This is a genomic window from Brevundimonas sp. MEB006b (assembly GCF_030209705.1).
In the GTDB taxonomy this organism is placed as follows: Bacteria; Pseudomonadota; Alphaproteobacteria; order Caulobacterales; family Caulobacteraceae; genus Brevundimonas.
Map to the genome: position 1 here is coordinate 274,987 of NZ_JARVRL010000009.1, position 15,967 is coordinate 290,953.

Consider the following 15,967-nt stretch of genomic DNA (forward strand, 5'->3'; position numbering starts at 1 on the left):
GATGAACCGAGTTCTGAAAGTCGCGCTGATCTGCGGCGTCGCCGCAACGATGGCGTCCTGCGGCACCGTGCGCCGCAACCTGCCGTTCGGTCTGGGCGGCGGCAAGGAAGACGCCGGCGCGACCGCCTCGGCCGGGCAACGCATCTCGGTGCTGGAGTTCGAACAGAGCCTGTCGCCGTCGGCCGCCCTGTCGGGTCGCGACTTCTTCCTGCCGGGTCCGCAGGCCGTGACGGCCTGGACGCAGCCCGGCGGCACGTCCGAGAACCTGGTCGAGCACGTCATTGCGGCGCCGAACTTCCAGATCGCGTGGAAGCGGGGCGTCGGCTCGGGATCGGCTCACGTCGGCAACGTCATGGCCCCGATCGTGGCCGCCGACGGCAAGATCTTCGTGCTGGACGGCGAATCGACCGTTTCGGCGGTTTCGGCCGACACCGGCGCGATCCTGTGGAAGGCCAACGTCAAGAACGCCGATCGTGACCGCAACGGCGGCTTCGGCGGCGGCGTCGCCGTGGGCGGCGGCAAGGTCTTCGTCTCGTCCGGCTATCGTTCGATGACGGCGCTGGACGCCAACACCGGCGCGGTGGTCTGGACCCAGCAGGTGGACGCCCCGATCCACGGCGCCCCGACCGTCTCGGGCAACCGGGTCTTCGTCGTGGACGTGGACAGCCAGCTGTTCGCCTTTGACGCCAACACCGGCGCCCAGGACTGGACCTATCGCGGCATCGCCGAGCCGGCGCGCGTCATGCGCGCCTCCAGCCCCGCCGTCAGCGGCACGACCGTCGTCGCCCCGTTCGCCTCCGGCCAGCTGGTCGCGCTGAGCGCCCTGAACGGCCAGGCGGTTTGGGAAGAGACCCTGTCGCGCACCAGCCGCACCAGCGCCCTGTCGGAAGTCCGCGACGTGGCGGGCCGTCCGGTGATCAGCCGCGGCATGGTCTATGGCGTCAGCCATTCGGGCGTGATGTCGGCGCTGGACCTGCGTTCGGGCCAGCCCAAGTGGCAGCTGCCGGTGACGGGCGTGAATGCGCCCCTGCCGGTCGGAGACGCTGTCTTCGTGGTGTCCAAGTCGGGTCAGCTGATCACGGCCAACCGTGACACGGGCCAGATCTACTGGACGCGCGAACTGAACGAGGGCCGCGAGCGCCGCGAGGGCGGTTTCCTGACCTTCGGCCGTCGCACCCTCCGCCCGCAATGGTCGGGGCCGCTGCTGGCCTCCAACCGTCTGGTGATGGTCAATTCGTTCGGCGAAGCCGTCGCCTTCGATCCGAAGACCGGCGCGGCGCAGACGACGCTGAAGCTGGGCGCGTCCGCCTATATCGCGCCGGCCGCCTATAACGGCGCGCTCTATGTGCTGACCGACAACGGCCAACTGATCTGTATCCGCTGATTTTCAGCCCAAACTAAGCTAGAAGGCCGACATGGCTCTGAAGGTCGCCATCGTCGGCCGCCCCAATGTGGGCAAATCGACACTGTTCAACCGCCTCGTCGGCAAGCGCCTGGCGCTCGTCGACGATCGCCCCGGCGTGACTCGCGACCGGCGATACGCCGATGGCAACATCGGCGACATGGACCTGACGCTGATCGACACGGCGGGCTATGAGGACGTCACCGACGACAGTCTGGAAGCCCGGATGCGCGAGCAGACCGAGGCCGCGCTGGACGACGCCGAACTGGTCATGTTCATGATGGACGCCCGCGAGGGCGTGACGTCGTTGGACCGGATCTTCGCCGAGCGCCTGCGCCGGGTGCACAAGCCGATCATCCTGTTGGCCAACAAATCCGAGAGCCGCGAAAGCGGCGGCGGCGTCGGCGAGGCGCACGCCCTGGGCTTCGGCGAACCCGTCGCCATCTCGGCCGAGCACGGCGAGGGGATGGCCGATCTGTACGCCGCCATCGTCGCGGCCTCGCAGGACATCTTCGTCGAGGAGATCGACGAGCCGGACAAGCCGATCCGCATCGCCGTCATCGGCCGGCCCAATGCGGGCAAGTCCACGCTGATCAATCGTTTGATCGGCGACGACCGGCTGCTGACCGGGCCGGAAGCGGGCATCACCCGCGACTCCATCTCGGTCGACTGGCAGTTCGAGGGCAAGAACATCCGTCTGGTCGATACGGCCGGCATGCGTCGCAAGGCGCGGGTGCAGGAGAAGCTGGAGAAGCTGTCGGTCGCCGACACCATCCGCGCCATCACCTTCGCCGAAGTCGTCATCCTGATGATGGACAAGGACGACGCCTTCGACACCCAGGACCTGCAGCTGGCCGATCTGGTCGAGCGCGAGGGCCGCGCCCTGGTCTATGTCGCGTCGAAGTGGGATCTGGAGGACGAGCCCCAGTCCCGCATGGCCAAGCTGAAGGGTATGGCCGAGGACAAGCTGCCGCAACTGAAGGGTTCGCCCTTCGTGGCCCTGTCGTCGCACAGCGGACGCGGCGTCGAGCGGCTGATGCCGGCGGTGCTTCAGGCCTATGACACCTGGTCGGTCAAGGTGAAGACCAAGGACCTGAACACCTGGCTGTCCATGGCCACCCAGCGGCACCCGCCCCCCGCCGTGGACGGCAAGCGGATCAAGCCGAAGTATATCGCCCAGACCAAGGCTCGCCCGCCGACCTTCGTGCTGATGGCCAACCGCGCCGAGTCGATGCCGGAGCATTACAAGCGGTATCTGGTCAACTCGATCCGCGAGAGCTTCGACCTTCCGGGCACGCCGATCCGCCTGAACGTCAAGTCCAGCGGCGTGAACCCCTATGCCGAGGGCGGCGCCAAGTCCGGGCCCGAACGCTACAAGGGCGACGCCAAGACCGCGCCGCGCCGCGTCAAGAAGGCCGAGAAGGAAGAGGCCCTGTCCAAACTGCCCGGCAAGGCGCTGGAGCAGAAGAAGACCCGCAAGGCCCAGCCCAAGATTCTGGGCGGGCTGAAATCCAGTGCGTCGAAGAAGGCCGGCTCGTCGGTGGCGGTCCAGAAGGGCGCGCGCGGCGGCGCGCGCCAGGTGTCGCGCTCGGGCCGGATCCGCACGGGCCAAAAGGGCGGCGCCAAGAAGTGACGGCGTGAGCGAGGCCGAGAGCGCGCTTCCCGCCCGGCCCACCTCGCGTTGGCTGATCCTGGACGGGCAGGGGCGGGTGCTGCTGTTCCACTTCGTGTTCGCCGAAGGACCGCTCGCCGGCACGGCCTTCTGGGCGACGCCCGGCGGCGGGTGCGAGGCCGGCGAAACCTTCGAAGCCGCCGCGCGCCGCGAACTGTTCGAAGAGACGGGCCTGATCGTCGAAGACCCCGGCCCGCAGGTCGCGCAGGTTCGTGTCAGCTTCCGTCTGCCTGACGGCCGAATGGCGGACGTGGATCAGAGGTTCTTCCTGCTGCGCACCGACGACTTCGTCCTGTCGCCCAAGGGCTGGACGGACGAGGAGCAGAGAGTTCTGACCGAACACCGCTGGTGGAGCCTCGAAGACGTCCGCAATTCCAAGGAAACGATCTGGCCGGCTGAGTTGGCGGATATCGTCCAGGGTTTGCAGACGCTCGAGCGATAATGCTTACGCCAGTTTGCGGCCCAGTTTTTCCAGCACCGCGTCGCGGTAGGTGCGGCTGACCACCAGTTCAGCGCCGCTGTTCATCGTCAGTCGCCAGGCGCCGTCGGACAGGGGCTGAACCTGTCTGACGCGGGCCAGGTTGATAAGGCTGGAGCGGTGGCTGCGGGTGAACAGGCGCGGATCCAGACGCGCTTCCAGCGCCAGCAGCGTGTCGCGGATCAGACCCTCCTTGCCGTGCCAGTTGACCACCACATAGTTGCCGGCCGAGGCGAGCCATTCGATGTCGCCGACGGCGACCGAGGTGCGCGCCCGGCCCGTGGAGACCAGCAGGCGCTGGGTCTGCTGCGGCTCCAGCGTGCGAGCCTCGGCCAAGGCGGTGGTCAGGACGGCGATCCGGTCGCTCGCATCGCGGGCGCTGCGCCAATAGAAGGCGGCCAGACCGACAGCGACGACGGCGGTGTAGAGAAGCAGGACGACCGGCAGCCGGTCGACAGTCCGCGCCAGCCATTCGCCGCCCTCGCCGGCATGGTTGAGGAAGCTCATGTCGATGCGGGCGTTCAGGCCAGCGATCAGGGGGACGGCCAGCAGCATGACGGCGGCCAGCCAGCCTATCGCCCGCCACCCTGCGCCAGTTCGGCGGATCACCACCCATGTCAGGCCCGCGACGGCCAGCCACGGCATATAGGACAGGGCCGCCCAGAGGAGCGAGGCGCTCACCGACAGGTCCGTCGATCCCCGCCGAAGATACCAGGCGACGGTGAGCACGGTCGCGATATAGCTATAGCCTGTGAACAGGCCGACGACAGCCGCGACGGACGGATGTCTCAGCCAACGCACAGGGGACGACGGCGTTTGCGGATCAGCAATCTCGCGATCCAGACCACGATCAGGCATTGGAACAGGACGGTCGGCCAGAGCTGGCTCCAAGGGGCAAGAACGGCGGTCAGGAAGTTACCTGAAAAGGCGCTCAGGACCGCAGAATAGGCGCCCAGCATCTTTGTCAGATGCTCATAGGTCCAGAGCTCAGGTGAAAAGGGCCAGGATTTTGGCGCGCTGAACCGCCATACGTCCCACGCCCCCATCATCAGGGCGCTGGCGGCCAAAGCGACGGAGACTGTGGCGGGACCGTCCGACCGGCCTTGGGCCTGAAGGACGAGAACCCACAGGCCGATTCCGATCACGCCCAGGGTCGCGGCCCAATCCAGCGGACGGGCCCGATCGGCGGTGTTCAGGTCGGGCCGTTTGCGTCTCAACACCCTGACGCCCGAGAACAGGCTGAGGGTGGCGGTCGCCGACAGGGCCAGAAAATAGGTGTTGAACCGCAGCGCCGTCATCGCCCAGGCGCAGACCAGCAGGACGGTCATCAGGCCAGCAAACAGCCGCCCGCAAGCCCGATGGGCTCGGCCGCCCTTCCGGGTGACGATGGGCAATACGCCGACCAGCACGGCGCAAAGTCCGGTCGAGACGTGGATGATCAGGAAGGCTGAAAACAGGGTCATGGCCCCGGTCTTGTCGGCGCCCGCCCTCTGCCGCCACGAGCCTGGGACGAATGTCAGCCGGTAGGGACGAAATCCTCAGATCAAGGCATCGACGGAGGGGCCGGCGGTCCAATCGCGGAACTTGATGGTCAGCGGAGGCGTAGCGGCGCCGTTCGACAGTTCGACGACCAAGGGGCCGATCTCGGAGGGGTGGGGCAGGACGGACGGATCTTCGCCCGGATAGGCCTGGGCGCGCATGGCGGTGCGCATGCGGCCGGGATCGACGATGCTGACGCGCACGGGCGTGCTCTCGATCTCGTCGGCCCAAGCCTTCACCAAGGCCTCGGCGCCCGCCTTGGTCGCGGCGTACATGCCCCAAAAGGCCTTGGGCGCGCTGGCGACGCTGGTGGTGAAGTGGATGGCGCGGCCGGCGTCGGAGGCGCGCAGCAGAGGCTCCAGCGAGCGGATCAGACGATAGACGGCGGTGAAGTTGGTCTTTTCGACCTTGGCGAACTCGCGCGGGTCGGCGTGCGACACCGGCGTCAGGCCCGAGGGGCCCATGGTGGCGGCGCAATGGACCCAGATGTCCAGCTTCTTGAACCGTTCGAAGATGGCGCCGCCCAGCCGGTCGATGGCCCCGCCGTCCACCAGATCAAACGGGATCAGGGTCGCATGGCGGCCGGTGGCGGCGAAGATGGCGTCGTCCAGCTCTTCCAGACCGCCCTGGGTGCGCGCCGTCGCAATGACGTGGGCGCCGGCCTTGGCCAGGGCCAGCGCGCTCTCGTAACCGATGCCGCGCGAGGCGCCGACGACGAGGGCGATACGGTCGTTCAGGGGAAGTTCGGACATGGCCGCTGATAGCGCGGCCTCGGCCCTCAAGCCAAGGCCTGCGCGCTCGGCTTTCGATCAGGCGCTGACCAGCAAGGACAGCTGTTTGGCGCCGAACTCGCGCCCGCCTTCCTCGATCTCGCGATCCAAGAGGCGGGTGGGGTAGTCGCCGGTGAAATAGTGGTCGGTGAACTGCGGGGCGGCGGCGTTGCGGCCGGTCTCTCCCATCGCGCGATACAGGCCGTCGATGGACAGGAAGCCGAGCGAATCGACCTCCAACATGTCGCGCATTTCTTCCAGCGTCTTGTTGGCGGCCAGCAGTTGGGCGCGCTCGGGCATGTCGATGCCGTAGAAGTCGGGGAACAGGATCTGCGGGCTGGCCGAACGCAGGTGGACCTCGGTGGCGCCGGCGGCGCGCACGGCGCGGACCAGTTTCAGCGAGGTGGTGCCGCGCACGATCGAATCGTCGATCAGCACGACGCGCTTGCCGGCCAGGGCCGACTTGTTGGGGCTGTGCTTCATGCGCACGCCCTTTTGACGGGCGCCCTGGCTGGGCTGGATGAAGGTGCGGCCCAGATAGTGGCTGCGGATGATGCCCATTTCGTACGGGATGCCGCTTTCCTGGGCGTAGCCGAGAGCGGCGGGTACGCCGGAGTCGGGCACCGGCACGACGATGTCGGCCTCGACGCCCAGTTCGCGGGCCAGGCCGCGACCCATTTCCTTGCGCACCTCGTAGACGGAGCGGCCGTTCACAACCGAATCCGGGCGTGAGAAATAGACGTATTCGAACAGGCAGGGACGCGCCGCGCGGGCGGGGAAGGGCTTCAGCGAGCGCAGGCCGCTGTCGTCGATGACGACGATCTCGCCGTGTTCGACATCGCGCACGAAGGTGGCGCCCATCATGTCCAGGGCGCAGGTCTCGGATGCCAAAACCCAGCCGTCGCCCAACTGGCCCAGGACCAGCGGGCGAATGCCCAGCGGGTCGCGGGCGCCGATCATCTTGGTGCGGGTCTGTGCGACCAAGGCGTAGCCGCCCTCGATCCGGGCCAGAGCGTCGGTGAAGCGATCGACAATCTTGGCTTTGCGGCTGCGCGCGATCAGGTGGAGGATGACTTCGGAATCCGAGGTCGACTGGAAGATGGCGCCTTCGCTGACCAGCTGGGCGTGCAGGAATTTGAAGTTGGTCAGGTTGCCGTTGTGGGCGATGGCGATGCCGCCCTGGTCCAGATCGGCGAACATCGGCTGGATGTTGCGCAGGAAGCTGCCGCCGGCGGTGGAGTAGCGGGTGTGGCCCACGGCCGCGCGGCCGGGCATCCGCGTCATCAGGTCGGCGCCGCCGAAGGCCTCTCCCACCAGGCCCTGGTGGCGTTCGGTGTAGAAGCGCTCGTCCTTGACGCTGGCGATGCCGCAGGCTTCCTGGCCGCGATGCTGAAGGGCGTGAAGACCCAGGGCGACAACGGAAGAGCCTTCGTCCTCGTCCGCGCCCCAGACGCCGCAGACGCCGCACTCCAGACGGAGCTGGTCATCCTCCGGCTCGCGCCAGTGCTCGCGGTGAACGACGGGATCGGCGATATGGTGGCGCATCGTGGGGCTCCGATGACCGGGGAAACTTAAGGGGCGGCTTCGCGGCGCGAGTTAGGCTCTGATTGCGTCGGGGGCAAGGCTTCGTCGTCCGAAAACCCCCGGCGTACGGACGAATCCACGACGGGCGTGATGGCGTCGGCGCCGCGTCCGATGCTGGGCAGGACGATCTGGATCATCCGCGCGCCCATGGCGCTGACCGGATAAAGGGCCGCCTTTCCGAGCCACAGCGGCGTGCGCTCGCCCGGCAGGGCTGCGACGATGACCAGATGCACCGCGCCGATCAGGACCAGCGCACGAATGCCGCCGATGAACAGGCCGAAGATGCGGTCGATGACGCCGAGGTGCGGATGGTCCTTGGCGCTCTTGGACATCATCGAACCGACGAGGCGCAGGCCGAAATAGACGACGAAGAAGGTCAGGACGGCGGCCAGGATCGACCCGGCCCACTCGGGATCGACGAAGGCGCGCGTGACGCCGGCGGTCCAGGGCAGGGCGATCAGGGCGACCAGGGCCGCCAGGGTCGCGCTGAGCAGGGTGATGACCTCGCGCACCCCGCCGCGCACCCAGCCGGCGGCGACGGAAAACAGGATCACCACGATGGCGAAGACGTCGTATCCGGTCACGCGTGCGGGATCCTGCGGTTGCTACGAGGGTCTAATAGCGGTTCTGCGAGATTCGTTCGACCACATCCGTCAGGCGCGTGACGGATGTCACCTTCACCCCCTTGGTTTTGGCGGTCAAAGTCGGGCTCAGAACCTGATCGAAGCCCAGTTTTTGCGCTTCGCGCAGTCGGGCCTCGGCGCGGCCGACGCTGCGGACCTCGCCCGACAGGCCGATTTCGCCGAAGACGACGCAGCCCTGGGGCAGGGACACGCCGGTCGCCGAGCTGATCAGGGCCGCCGCCGCCGCGAGGTCGGCCGCCGGTTCATTGATGCGTAAGCCCCCGGCGACATTCAGATAGACGTCCTGATCGCCAAAGCCGAAGCCGCAGCGGGCCTCCAACACGGCCAGCACCATGGCCAGACGTCCCGTCTCCCAGCCGATCACGGCGCGGCGCGGGGTGCCATAGGCGGACTTTGACACCAGGGCCTGCATCTCGACCAGGACGGGGCGCGAGCCCTCGATCCCGGCGAAGACGGCGGCGCCCGGCGCGCGCTCCTTGCCCTCGCCCAGAAAGAGGGCGGAGGGGTTGGCGACCTCGCGCAGACCGGCGTCGCCCATTTCGAACACGCCGATCTCGTCGGTGGCGCCGAAGCGGTTCTTGCCGGCGCGCAGGATGCGGAACGGATAGCCGCGCTCGCCTTCGAAGGTCATGACGGCGTCGACCAGGTGTTCGACGACGCGGGGACCGGCGACCTGGCCGTCCTTGGTGACGTGGCCGACAAGGACCACCGCGACGCCCCGCGACTTGGCCAGACGCACCATCTCGCCGGCGCAGGCGCGGACCTGGGTGATGGATCCGGGGCCGCTTTCGTGCACGTCGGACCACAGAGTCTGGATCGAATCGACGATGACGATGTCGAACTGCTCGCGCTTCAGCGTGCCCAGAATTTCACGCAGCGCCGTCGCGGCCGCCAGATTGACCGGCGCGTCCGCCAGACCCATCCGCTTGGCCCGCGCGCGGATCTGCTCGACGGCTTCTTCGCCCGAGATATAGGCCACGCGCGATCCGCGCAGCGCCGCCTTGGCTGCGACCTCCAGCAACAGGGTGGACTTGCCGACGCCGGGATCGCCGCTGAGCAGGATGGCCGAGCCGGGCACGACGCCGCCGCCGCAGACCCGGTCGAACTCGGCCACGCCCGTCGTGATGCGCGGCGGCTCTGGCGTGTCGGACTGAAGGGTTTCGAATTGAATGCCGCGCGTGCGGGCCGAAGCCGCCGCCGACGGCTTGATCGCGCCCGGCGGGGCCGAGCGGCTCTCTTCGCTAAGGGTGTTCCACTGGCCGCAGGAGCCGCACTGGCCCGACCACTTGCTGTGGACCGAGCCGCAGGACTGACAGACATAAAGAGCGGAATCGCGAGCCATGGGCTTCCTTAGCAGATCGAACGGTCGCGCCGGACATGGCGTCGGCTCACGACAGTTTCGGTCGCAGGCGCAACCTTTGCTATATCGGGGCATTGAGAATGTGTCGCACACCCTTGCTTCTTGAAGCGACGCAACGTCAACATCCGCCCATCTTCTCTCGCGAGGCCTGTCATGACCGATCCGACGACCCACTCCCAACCCGCTGTCGATCCGGCCCTGGTCGCGCGGGTCAAGGGCATACTGCTGCAACCCAAGTCCGAATGGCTGAAGATCGACGGCGAGTTCGCCACGACCAAAAGCCTGTTCACCCGCTATGCGATGATCCTGGCGGCGATCGGGCCGGTCTGTTCACTGCTTGGCGGTCAGTTGATGCCGATCATGGGCATGAAGCTGTCGATCGTCGGCGCGATCGTCGTGGCGCTCGTCAGCTACGGCATGTCCTTGCTGGGGGTCTTCCTGCTGGGACTGATCATCAATGCGCTGGCGCCGAACTTCGGCGGCACGGCCAATAAGGTTCAGGCCATGAAGCTGGCCGTCTATTCCTGGACCGCCGCCTGGCTGGCGGGCGTGTTCGGCCTGATCCCGATGCTGGGCATCCTGGCCATCTTGGGCCTCTACAGCTTCTATCTGCTGTTCGTCGGCCTGCCGATCCTGATGAAGGTGCCGGAAGACAAGAAGGTCGGCTATTTCATCGTGACGGTGATCGCCGGCGTCGTGATGTATTTCATCATCTCGGCGATCGTTGGAGCCATTTCGATGAGCTTCGTCGCCGCGTCGGTCGGCATGGCCGGTCTCGCCGGAATGGGCGCCGGCTACTGAGAATAGACGCGCGGCACGCGGGGGGTGATCGATGTCAGCAGCTCATAGCTGATGGTCCCCGCCGCGGCCGCGGCGTCGTCCAACAGGCGGTTCGGGCCGAACAGTTCAACCGGATCGCCGACCGCGACATCCAGGCCGGTGATGTTTACCGCGCAGACATCCATCGAGACCCGACCCAGCAGCGGCCGGGTCTCGTTGGCGATCCAGACAGCGCCATCGGGCGAGTAGGCGCGCAGCAAACCATCCGCATAGCCGGCCGCCACGGTCGCAACCTTGATCGGGCGTTCGGCGACGTACCCGCGCGAATAGCCGACGCTCTCGCCCGCCGGCACGTCGCGAACCTGAAGCACCTCGGCCGTCAAGGTGGCCACGGGTGCGATGCGGGGATCGGGACGTCCCTCTGGTCCGCCGCCGTAAAGACAGATGCCCGGCCGAACGGTGTCGAAGGCGAAGTCCGGGCCCAGGAAACAGCCGCTGGAGTTGGCGAACGACCGGACCACGCCCGGATAGCGATCCAGCACGCCCGCAAAGGCGTCACGCTGGCGCCGGTTCATCGGATTGGCCGGTTCGTCGGCGCAGGCGAGGTGGGTCAGGACCAGGGCCAGGCCGTCGAAAGCGTCAGGCGCGTCCTCGGGCCGAATACCCAACCGGTTCATGCCAGTGTCAATCTGCAGGCCGCAGGTCCCGCCGCCCGCCGTCCTCCAGGCCTGGATCTGCGCCGGATGGTTCAGCACGGGCCGCAGGTCAGCCGCCTTCAGCATCGCCGCATCGTCGCCGTGGCAGCCGTCGAGCACATAGATGACGGGACCGTCGGCGCCCAAGGCCGCGCGCAGCCGCACGCCCTCCGCCGCCCGCGCCACGAAGAAGGTCCGCGCCCCCTCGGCCATGAGCCGTGTCGCCACGGCCTGGGCGCCCAGCCCATACCCGTCCGCTTTGACCACCGGATGCACCGGCTGGCCGCTGACGGCCTCTAGCGTGTGATAGTTGCGCGCCAGGGCGTTCAGATCGACGGAGAGGACGGCGGGGGTCGATGCGGTCATGGCGTCCTTATGCGCCAACACCGCGCCGATGGAAGAGGCTACTCGTAGCTGACTTCCTCATAGCCGTGCGCCAGGTTGCCGAAGCGGACGGTGTCGGCGTCGAAGGCCAGTTTGACGATGCCGATCGGGCCGTGGCGCTGCTTGCCGATGACGACCTCGGCCTGGCCTTGCAGGCGGTCCATGTCCTGCTGCCATTGCAGGTGTTCCTCGGTCCCCTCGCGGGGTTCGGCGCGGCCCAGGTAATAGCTCTCGCGATAGACGAACATCACGCAGTCGGCGTCCTGCTCGATCGAGCCCGATTCGCGCAGGTCCGACAGTTGGGGGCGTTTGTCGTCGCGCTGCTCGACCTGACGCGACAGCTGCGACAGCGCGATGATCGGTACCGACAGTTCCTTGGCCAGGGCCTTCAGCCCGCCGGTGATTTCGGACACCTCCTGCACGCGGTTCTTCTGGCCCCCGCTGTTGCCGGTCGTGACCAGTTGCAGATAGTCGACGATGATCAGGTCCAGCCCGTGTTCCATGCGCTTCAGACGGCGCGCGCGGGCCGCCAGCTTGGAGATGGACAGGCCGCCGGTGGCGTCGATGTAGAGGGGGCTTTCGCCGATCTCGACCGCCGCGTCGCGCAGCTTGCCGAAGTCCGTGGCGTCGATTTCGCCCTTGCGCAGCTTGTCCGACGAAACGCCGGACGCATCGGCGAGAATACGCATCGCCAGCTGTTCGGCGCTCATTTCCAGAGAATAGAAGGCGACGACGCCGCCGTTGACCGTCTTGCGGCCCTCCGGTGTCGGCTCCCACTGATAGGCGCGCGCCACGTTGAAGGCCATGTTGGTCGCCAGGGCTGTCTTGCCCATCGACGGACGGCCGGCGAGGATCAACAGGTCGGACGGGTGCAGGCCGCCCAGTTTGCGGTCCAGATCGTTCAAGCCGGTGGCGAGGCCGGCCAGCTTGCCTTCGCGCTGATAGGCTTCGGCTGCCATCTGAACGGCGCCGGACAAGGCGTTGGAGAAGCTGACGAAACCGGAAGAAGGCTTGCCCGTCTCGGCCAGGGAATACAGGGTCTGTTCGGCCTGTTCGATCTGCTCGTCGGCGGGCGTCTCCGGATTGGGCGCCTCCTTGATCATGTCGCCGCCGATGCGGATCAGATCGCGGCGCAGAGCCAGGTCATAGACGACGCGGGCGTAGTCGGGGGCGTTGGCGGCGGGCGGAGCGCGGTCGACCAGATCGGCGAGATAGCGCAGGCCCCCGAACTCCTGGAACGCCGGATCCTGCTTGAACCGCTCCATCAGAATGGTGGGCTCGGCCAGCAGCCCCTGGCGGATATGGTCCTCGATCGCGTCGAACAGCCGTTGATGGAAGGGTTCGTAGAAGTGCGAGCCGCGCAGCCGGTCGTTCAACCGCTCGAACACGGCGTTGTCGAACATCAGCGAGCCCAGCAGCGCCTGCTCGGCCTCCAGATTGTGCGGCATCGAACTGACACCGCCGGAGTCCAGCGGAGACGACGAGAAGGGCATGGGGGCGAAGGCGTTCATCGATTAACGCTTTAGCCCTCTCACGCCCCTGCGTCAGACGCGGACGCCGCCTGGACCGTGGACAGATCGTCCCGCCTTGGGGACGAACCGGAATTCCTCAATCGGCGCGCGTCAGGCGCACGGATAGTCGTGCGCCATCCATTCGCGGAAAGCTTGCGTCACGCTGATGTTGCGACGGCTCTGCGGAATGGCGTTGAAACGGCTCAGGATGGCGTTGGGCGAGACGCTGACCTTGTCCGGCATGCAGGTCGCGGGCTGGCGGCCGGCCGCCTTGGCCAGGGTCTGTTCGGCGCGGACGGTGCGAACGGCGCCCCGGAACTCGGCCATCAGACGGCGGGTGTCCGAGCGCAGCAGGGCGGTGGGGTTCTGCGGGATGGCGTTGGCGGTGGTAAGGAATTCCTGAACCGTCATGGCGCTGGCGGCGCTAGCGAAAAGGGACAGCGCCAGGACGCCGGCTGCAATCGATCTGGTCTTCATCTGGTCCCCTCCAAAGCCCCCTCTGGCAACGCCCAGATTGAACGGCGATATGTGTCGCAACTGGGGCGAATCAGAACTGCCAAGCTGAAGGTTTCGTAATGCAAACAAGGAAAAGGGCGCTCCGAAGAGCGCCCCTGCCTCATTGGCGATCAGCCCAACCTCACCATTTCAGGCTGAGGCGCGCATAGCCGTAGCGACCGTTGAAACCGAAGGGCGAATAGTAGGGGAAGCCCAGAACGCCGTTGGAGTTCAGCGACGCCGGCACGAAGTCCGGATATTCGTCGAACACATTGTCCACGCCGATCGCCACGCCGACACGTTCCGTAAGCTGGAACCGGCCTTCCAGATCCACGACCGTCTTGGCCCCGGTGCTGTAGTCATTCGCCGCCGTCGAGCCGGGTTGCAGCACGTCGCCATAGTAGGTGGCGCGAACCGTGGCGCCCCACTTGTCCCGGTTCCAGTCCGCCGACGCCGAGACCTTGGTGTCGGGCGTGCCGTCTTCGATGGTCAGGATGCGTTGGCGGGCGAACAGCGTCGGCACCGGGTTCAGAACCGAGGAGGACGTCGGCACGCGGTTGACAGACACATCGTTGAAGTTCGCCGCGACGGTGAAGTCGAAATCGCCGAGCGTATCGGTCGGCAGACGGTAACGCCCGACGATATCCACGCCTTCGGTCGAGGTCGAGACCCCGTTCAGGAAGAAGCGCGCGGCCTGAACGCCTTGCGGATCCAGCAGGCTGGCGACCTGACCTGAGAACGTCCGGTTGATCAGTTCGGACAGAACGATCTGATCATCGATGTCGATCTTGTAGGCGTCGACCGTCAGGTCGAACCGGCCCAGTCGCACCACCGCGCCGACCGAATAGTTGGTCGAGGTCTCAGCCTTCAGCGGACGCGCGCCAAGAGCCGTCGCGACTGCGCTGGTGGCCGGGAAGGTGCCGGTTTCGACCACGGCGCCGTTCTGGATCACCGAGGCGGTCGAGGTGAAGAAGGACTGCTGCAAGGACGGCGCGCGGAAGGCGGTCGAGACCGAACCGCGCAGGGCGAAGCTGGGGGTGAAGTCATAGCGGGCCGACAGCTTGCCCGTCTGGGTGTCGCCGAAATCGGAATAGTCCTCGAACCGAACGGCGCCCTCGACGCGCAGCTTGTCGGTCAGGGGAATTTCGACGTCGGCGTAGGCGGCGAAGTTGTCCCGGTCGACATCCACGGCGTTCGAGGGCTGGAAGCCGACGAAGCCCTGGGCGCCGCCGGTCAGGGCGGTATTGGCGCCCAACGGCCCGCGGTTGTAGCTCTCGGGCTGACCGGCCTCAATCTTGTAGTTTTCCCAGCGCTGCTCCAGGCCCCAGGCGAAGTTCAGCGGGCCTCCGGACAGACCGACCTCGAACTCACTGCTGAAGTCGGCGCCCAGCACCAGTTGATCGTAGATCAGGCTGCCGGAATCGAAGCTGGTCGGCGAAGTCGCGCCGTAGGTGGAGTTCAGCGAATCCTCGGTGCGGAAGTCCAGGGCATTGCGGCCATAGGTCAGGCTGATGTCCGTGTTCCAGCCCGCCAGTTCGCCGCGCAGGCCGCCGGCCAGCGAGGCGTCCTTAGAATTGATGGCGACCTTCGGCAGGAAGCCGTTCGGGTAGATCGAGGCGACGTTGTTGACGTTGTCGGACAGGCGAGGGAAGGCGGCGCCTTCGCTGTCGCGGTCCTGATAGCCGGCCCAACCATAGGCCTCCCAGCCGTTGCCCAAGCCCTTGCCGGCGTTGGCGAAGACGGTCCACTGCTCCACATCTGGATCGCCGAAGCGGGCGGTGATCGCGCCGTTCGCCGCCGCGCGGGGGTCATAGTCCGAACGGTTGGTCGACTCGCGGTTCAGATACTCCGCCGACAGGGTCAGAAAGCCGTCGTCGCCCAGCGAGAACCCTTGCCAGGCCGAGGCCGTGACGGTGCCGCCGTCGGTCTCGTCGCGTTCGCCGCGCGCGGTCTTCACGGTGGTGAAATACTGGCCGTAGGTCACGCTGGCGCCGCCGCCGCTGGAGGCCTCCTTCAGGCGCAGGTTCACCACCCCGGCGATGGCGTCCGAACCATACTGGGCCGAAGCGCCGTCGCGCAGCACCTCAACCCGGTCCAGAGCGCCGGTCGGAATGGTGTTCAGATCGACGGCGGCCGACCCGCGCCCCACCACGCCGTTGACGTTGACCAGGGCCGAGGCATGGCGACGCGTGCCGTTGACCAGCACCAGCGTCTGGTCCGGCGACAGGCCGCGCAAGGTGATCGGGCGGATCGAGTCGGAGCCATCGTTGGCCGACGGCCGCTGGAAGGTCAGCGACGGCACGGCCTGGGCCAGGGCGGTAGCGAACTCCGTCGTGCCGCGCGTCTGCAACGCCTCGGACGTCACGACATCGACGGGCGCCAGGGTGTCGAGGCGCGAGCGGTTCTGGACCCGCGTGCCGGTTACGACGATGTCATCCACCTGCGCCGCGTCACCGGCGACGGGTTCGGCGTTCTGAGCAAAGGCCGGGGGGGCGGTCAGCAGGGCTAAGGTCGAGACGGTGGCGAGCAGGGCCGGTGCGGCGGCCCGTTGAGAAAGAGAGCGCATTAAGAGATTTCCTAAAGTCTTATTTTGGCGCGAGCGTGCATCGCCGCCGCTAACCGCGACGGGCTTTTTATGATCGGCTTGGGATTG

Annotated in this window: 14 protein-coding genes; 4 read left to right on the top strand and 10 right to left on the bottom strand. The window is 67.0% G+C overall.

All coding sequences use genetic code 11. The annotated features are described in order from the left end of the window. Position 1: 1 nt before the first annotated feature. Genes QRN13_RS14325 through QRN13_RS14335 form a run of 3 tightly spaced genes read left to right on the top strand, consistent with a single transcriptional unit; the run spans position 2 to position 3,516 of the window. Positions 2-1,384 (top strand): outer membrane protein assembly factor BamB family protein, encoded by a 1,383-nt coding sequence (locus QRN13_RS14325; RefSeq protein WP_284878440.1) that lies wholly within the window; start codon positions 2-4, stop codon positions 1,382-1,384. Positions 1,385-1,415: 31 nt separating this feature from the next. After that, on the top strand, positions 1,416-3,035 hold the full coding sequence (der, locus tag QRN13_RS14330; RefSeq protein ID WP_055754955.1) for a ribosome biogenesis GTPase Der: 1,620 nt from the start codon (positions 1,416-1,418) through the stop codon (positions 3,033-3,035). Between the two features lie 4 nt (positions 3,036-3,039). Beyond that, positions 3,040-3,516: an NUDIX hydrolase gene (locus QRN13_RS14335; RefSeq protein WP_284878441.1), complete on the top strand. Its 477-nt coding sequence runs from the start codon at positions 3,040-3,042 to the stop codon at positions 3,514-3,516. A gap of 3 nt (positions 3,517-3,519) precedes the next feature. Here QRN13_RS14335 and QRN13_RS14340 read toward each other — a convergent pair whose 3' ends face one another. The 6 genes from QRN13_RS14340 to radA all read right to left on the bottom strand — a co-directional run bounded on the left by QRN13_RS14340 (position 3,520) and on the right by radA (position 9,431). Beyond that, a complete protein-coding gene (locus QRN13_RS14340) occupies positions 3,520-4,233 on the bottom strand; it encodes a LytR/AlgR family response regulator transcription factor (protein ID WP_284878442.1) in 714 nt (237 codons plus the stop codon). A 107-nt stretch (positions 4,234-4,340) separates the two neighbouring features. Beyond that, positions 4,341-5,015, bottom strand: coding sequence for a DUF2306 domain-containing protein (locus QRN13_RS14345; RefSeq protein ID WP_284878443.1), 675 nt, complete (start codon positions 5,013-5,015; stop codon positions 4,341-4,343). Positions 5,016-5,090: 75 nt separating this feature from the next. Next, entirely contained in the window at positions 5,091-5,843 is a 753-nt protein-coding gene (locus QRN13_RS14350) for an SDR family NAD(P)-dependent oxidoreductase (RefSeq protein WP_284878444.1), read from the bottom strand. A gap of 57 nt (positions 5,844-5,900) precedes the next feature. After that, positions 5,901-7,406 (bottom strand): amidophosphoribosyltransferase, encoded by a 1,506-nt coding sequence (gene purF / locus QRN13_RS14355; RefSeq protein ID WP_045810557.1) that lies wholly within the window; start codon positions 7,404-7,406, stop codon positions 5,901-5,903. Positions 7,407-7,432: 26 nt separating this feature from the next. Then, positions 7,433-8,029: a CvpA family protein gene (locus tag QRN13_RS14360; RefSeq protein WP_055808402.1), complete on the bottom strand. Its 597-nt coding sequence runs from the start codon at positions 8,027-8,029 to the stop codon at positions 7,433-7,435. Positions 8,030-8,060: 31 nt separating this feature from the next. Beyond that, positions 8,061-9,431 carry a DNA repair protein RadA gene (radA, locus tag QRN13_RS14365; RefSeq protein WP_284878445.1) on the bottom strand — a complete coding sequence of 457 codons (1,371 nt, stop codon included), beginning with the start codon at positions 9,429-9,431 and terminating at the stop codon, positions 8,061-8,063. 171 nt (positions 9,432-9,602) lie between these two features. Between radA and QRN13_RS14370 the strand changes: the two genes are divergently transcribed. Beyond that, positions 9,603-10,250: a Yip1 family protein gene (locus QRN13_RS14370; protein WP_017506575.1), complete on the top strand. Its 648-nt coding sequence runs from the start codon at positions 9,603-9,605 to the stop codon at positions 10,248-10,250. Here QRN13_RS14370 and alr read toward each other — a convergent pair. From alr to QRN13_RS14390, 4 genes are all read right to left on the bottom strand, one after another. After that, entirely contained in the window at positions 10,244-11,290 is a 1,047-nt protein-coding gene (gene alr, locus QRN13_RS14375) for an alanine racemase (RefSeq protein WP_284878446.1), read from the bottom strand. The genes QRN13_RS14370 and alr overlap by 7 nt on opposite strands. Positions 11,291-11,328: 38 nt before the next feature. Beyond that, complete coding sequence (locus QRN13_RS14380; protein ID WP_055754947.1) at positions 11,329-12,819, bottom strand: replicative DNA helicase; 1,491 nt, start codon at positions 12,817-12,819, stop codon at positions 11,329-11,331. A gap of 111 nt (positions 12,820-12,930) precedes the next feature. After that, complete coding sequence (locus QRN13_RS14385; protein ID WP_284878448.1) at positions 12,931-13,296, bottom strand: hypothetical protein; 366 nt, start codon at positions 13,294-13,296, stop codon at positions 12,931-12,933. Between the two features lie 160 nt (positions 13,297-13,456). Then, the gene (locus QRN13_RS14390; RefSeq protein ID WP_284878449.1) at positions 13,457-15,880 is read right to left on the bottom strand and encodes a TonB-dependent receptor plug domain-containing protein; all 2,424 of its coding nucleotides are present in this window, start codon (positions 15,878-15,880) and stop codon (positions 13,457-13,459) included. Positions 15,881-15,967 lie beyond the last annotated feature (87 nt).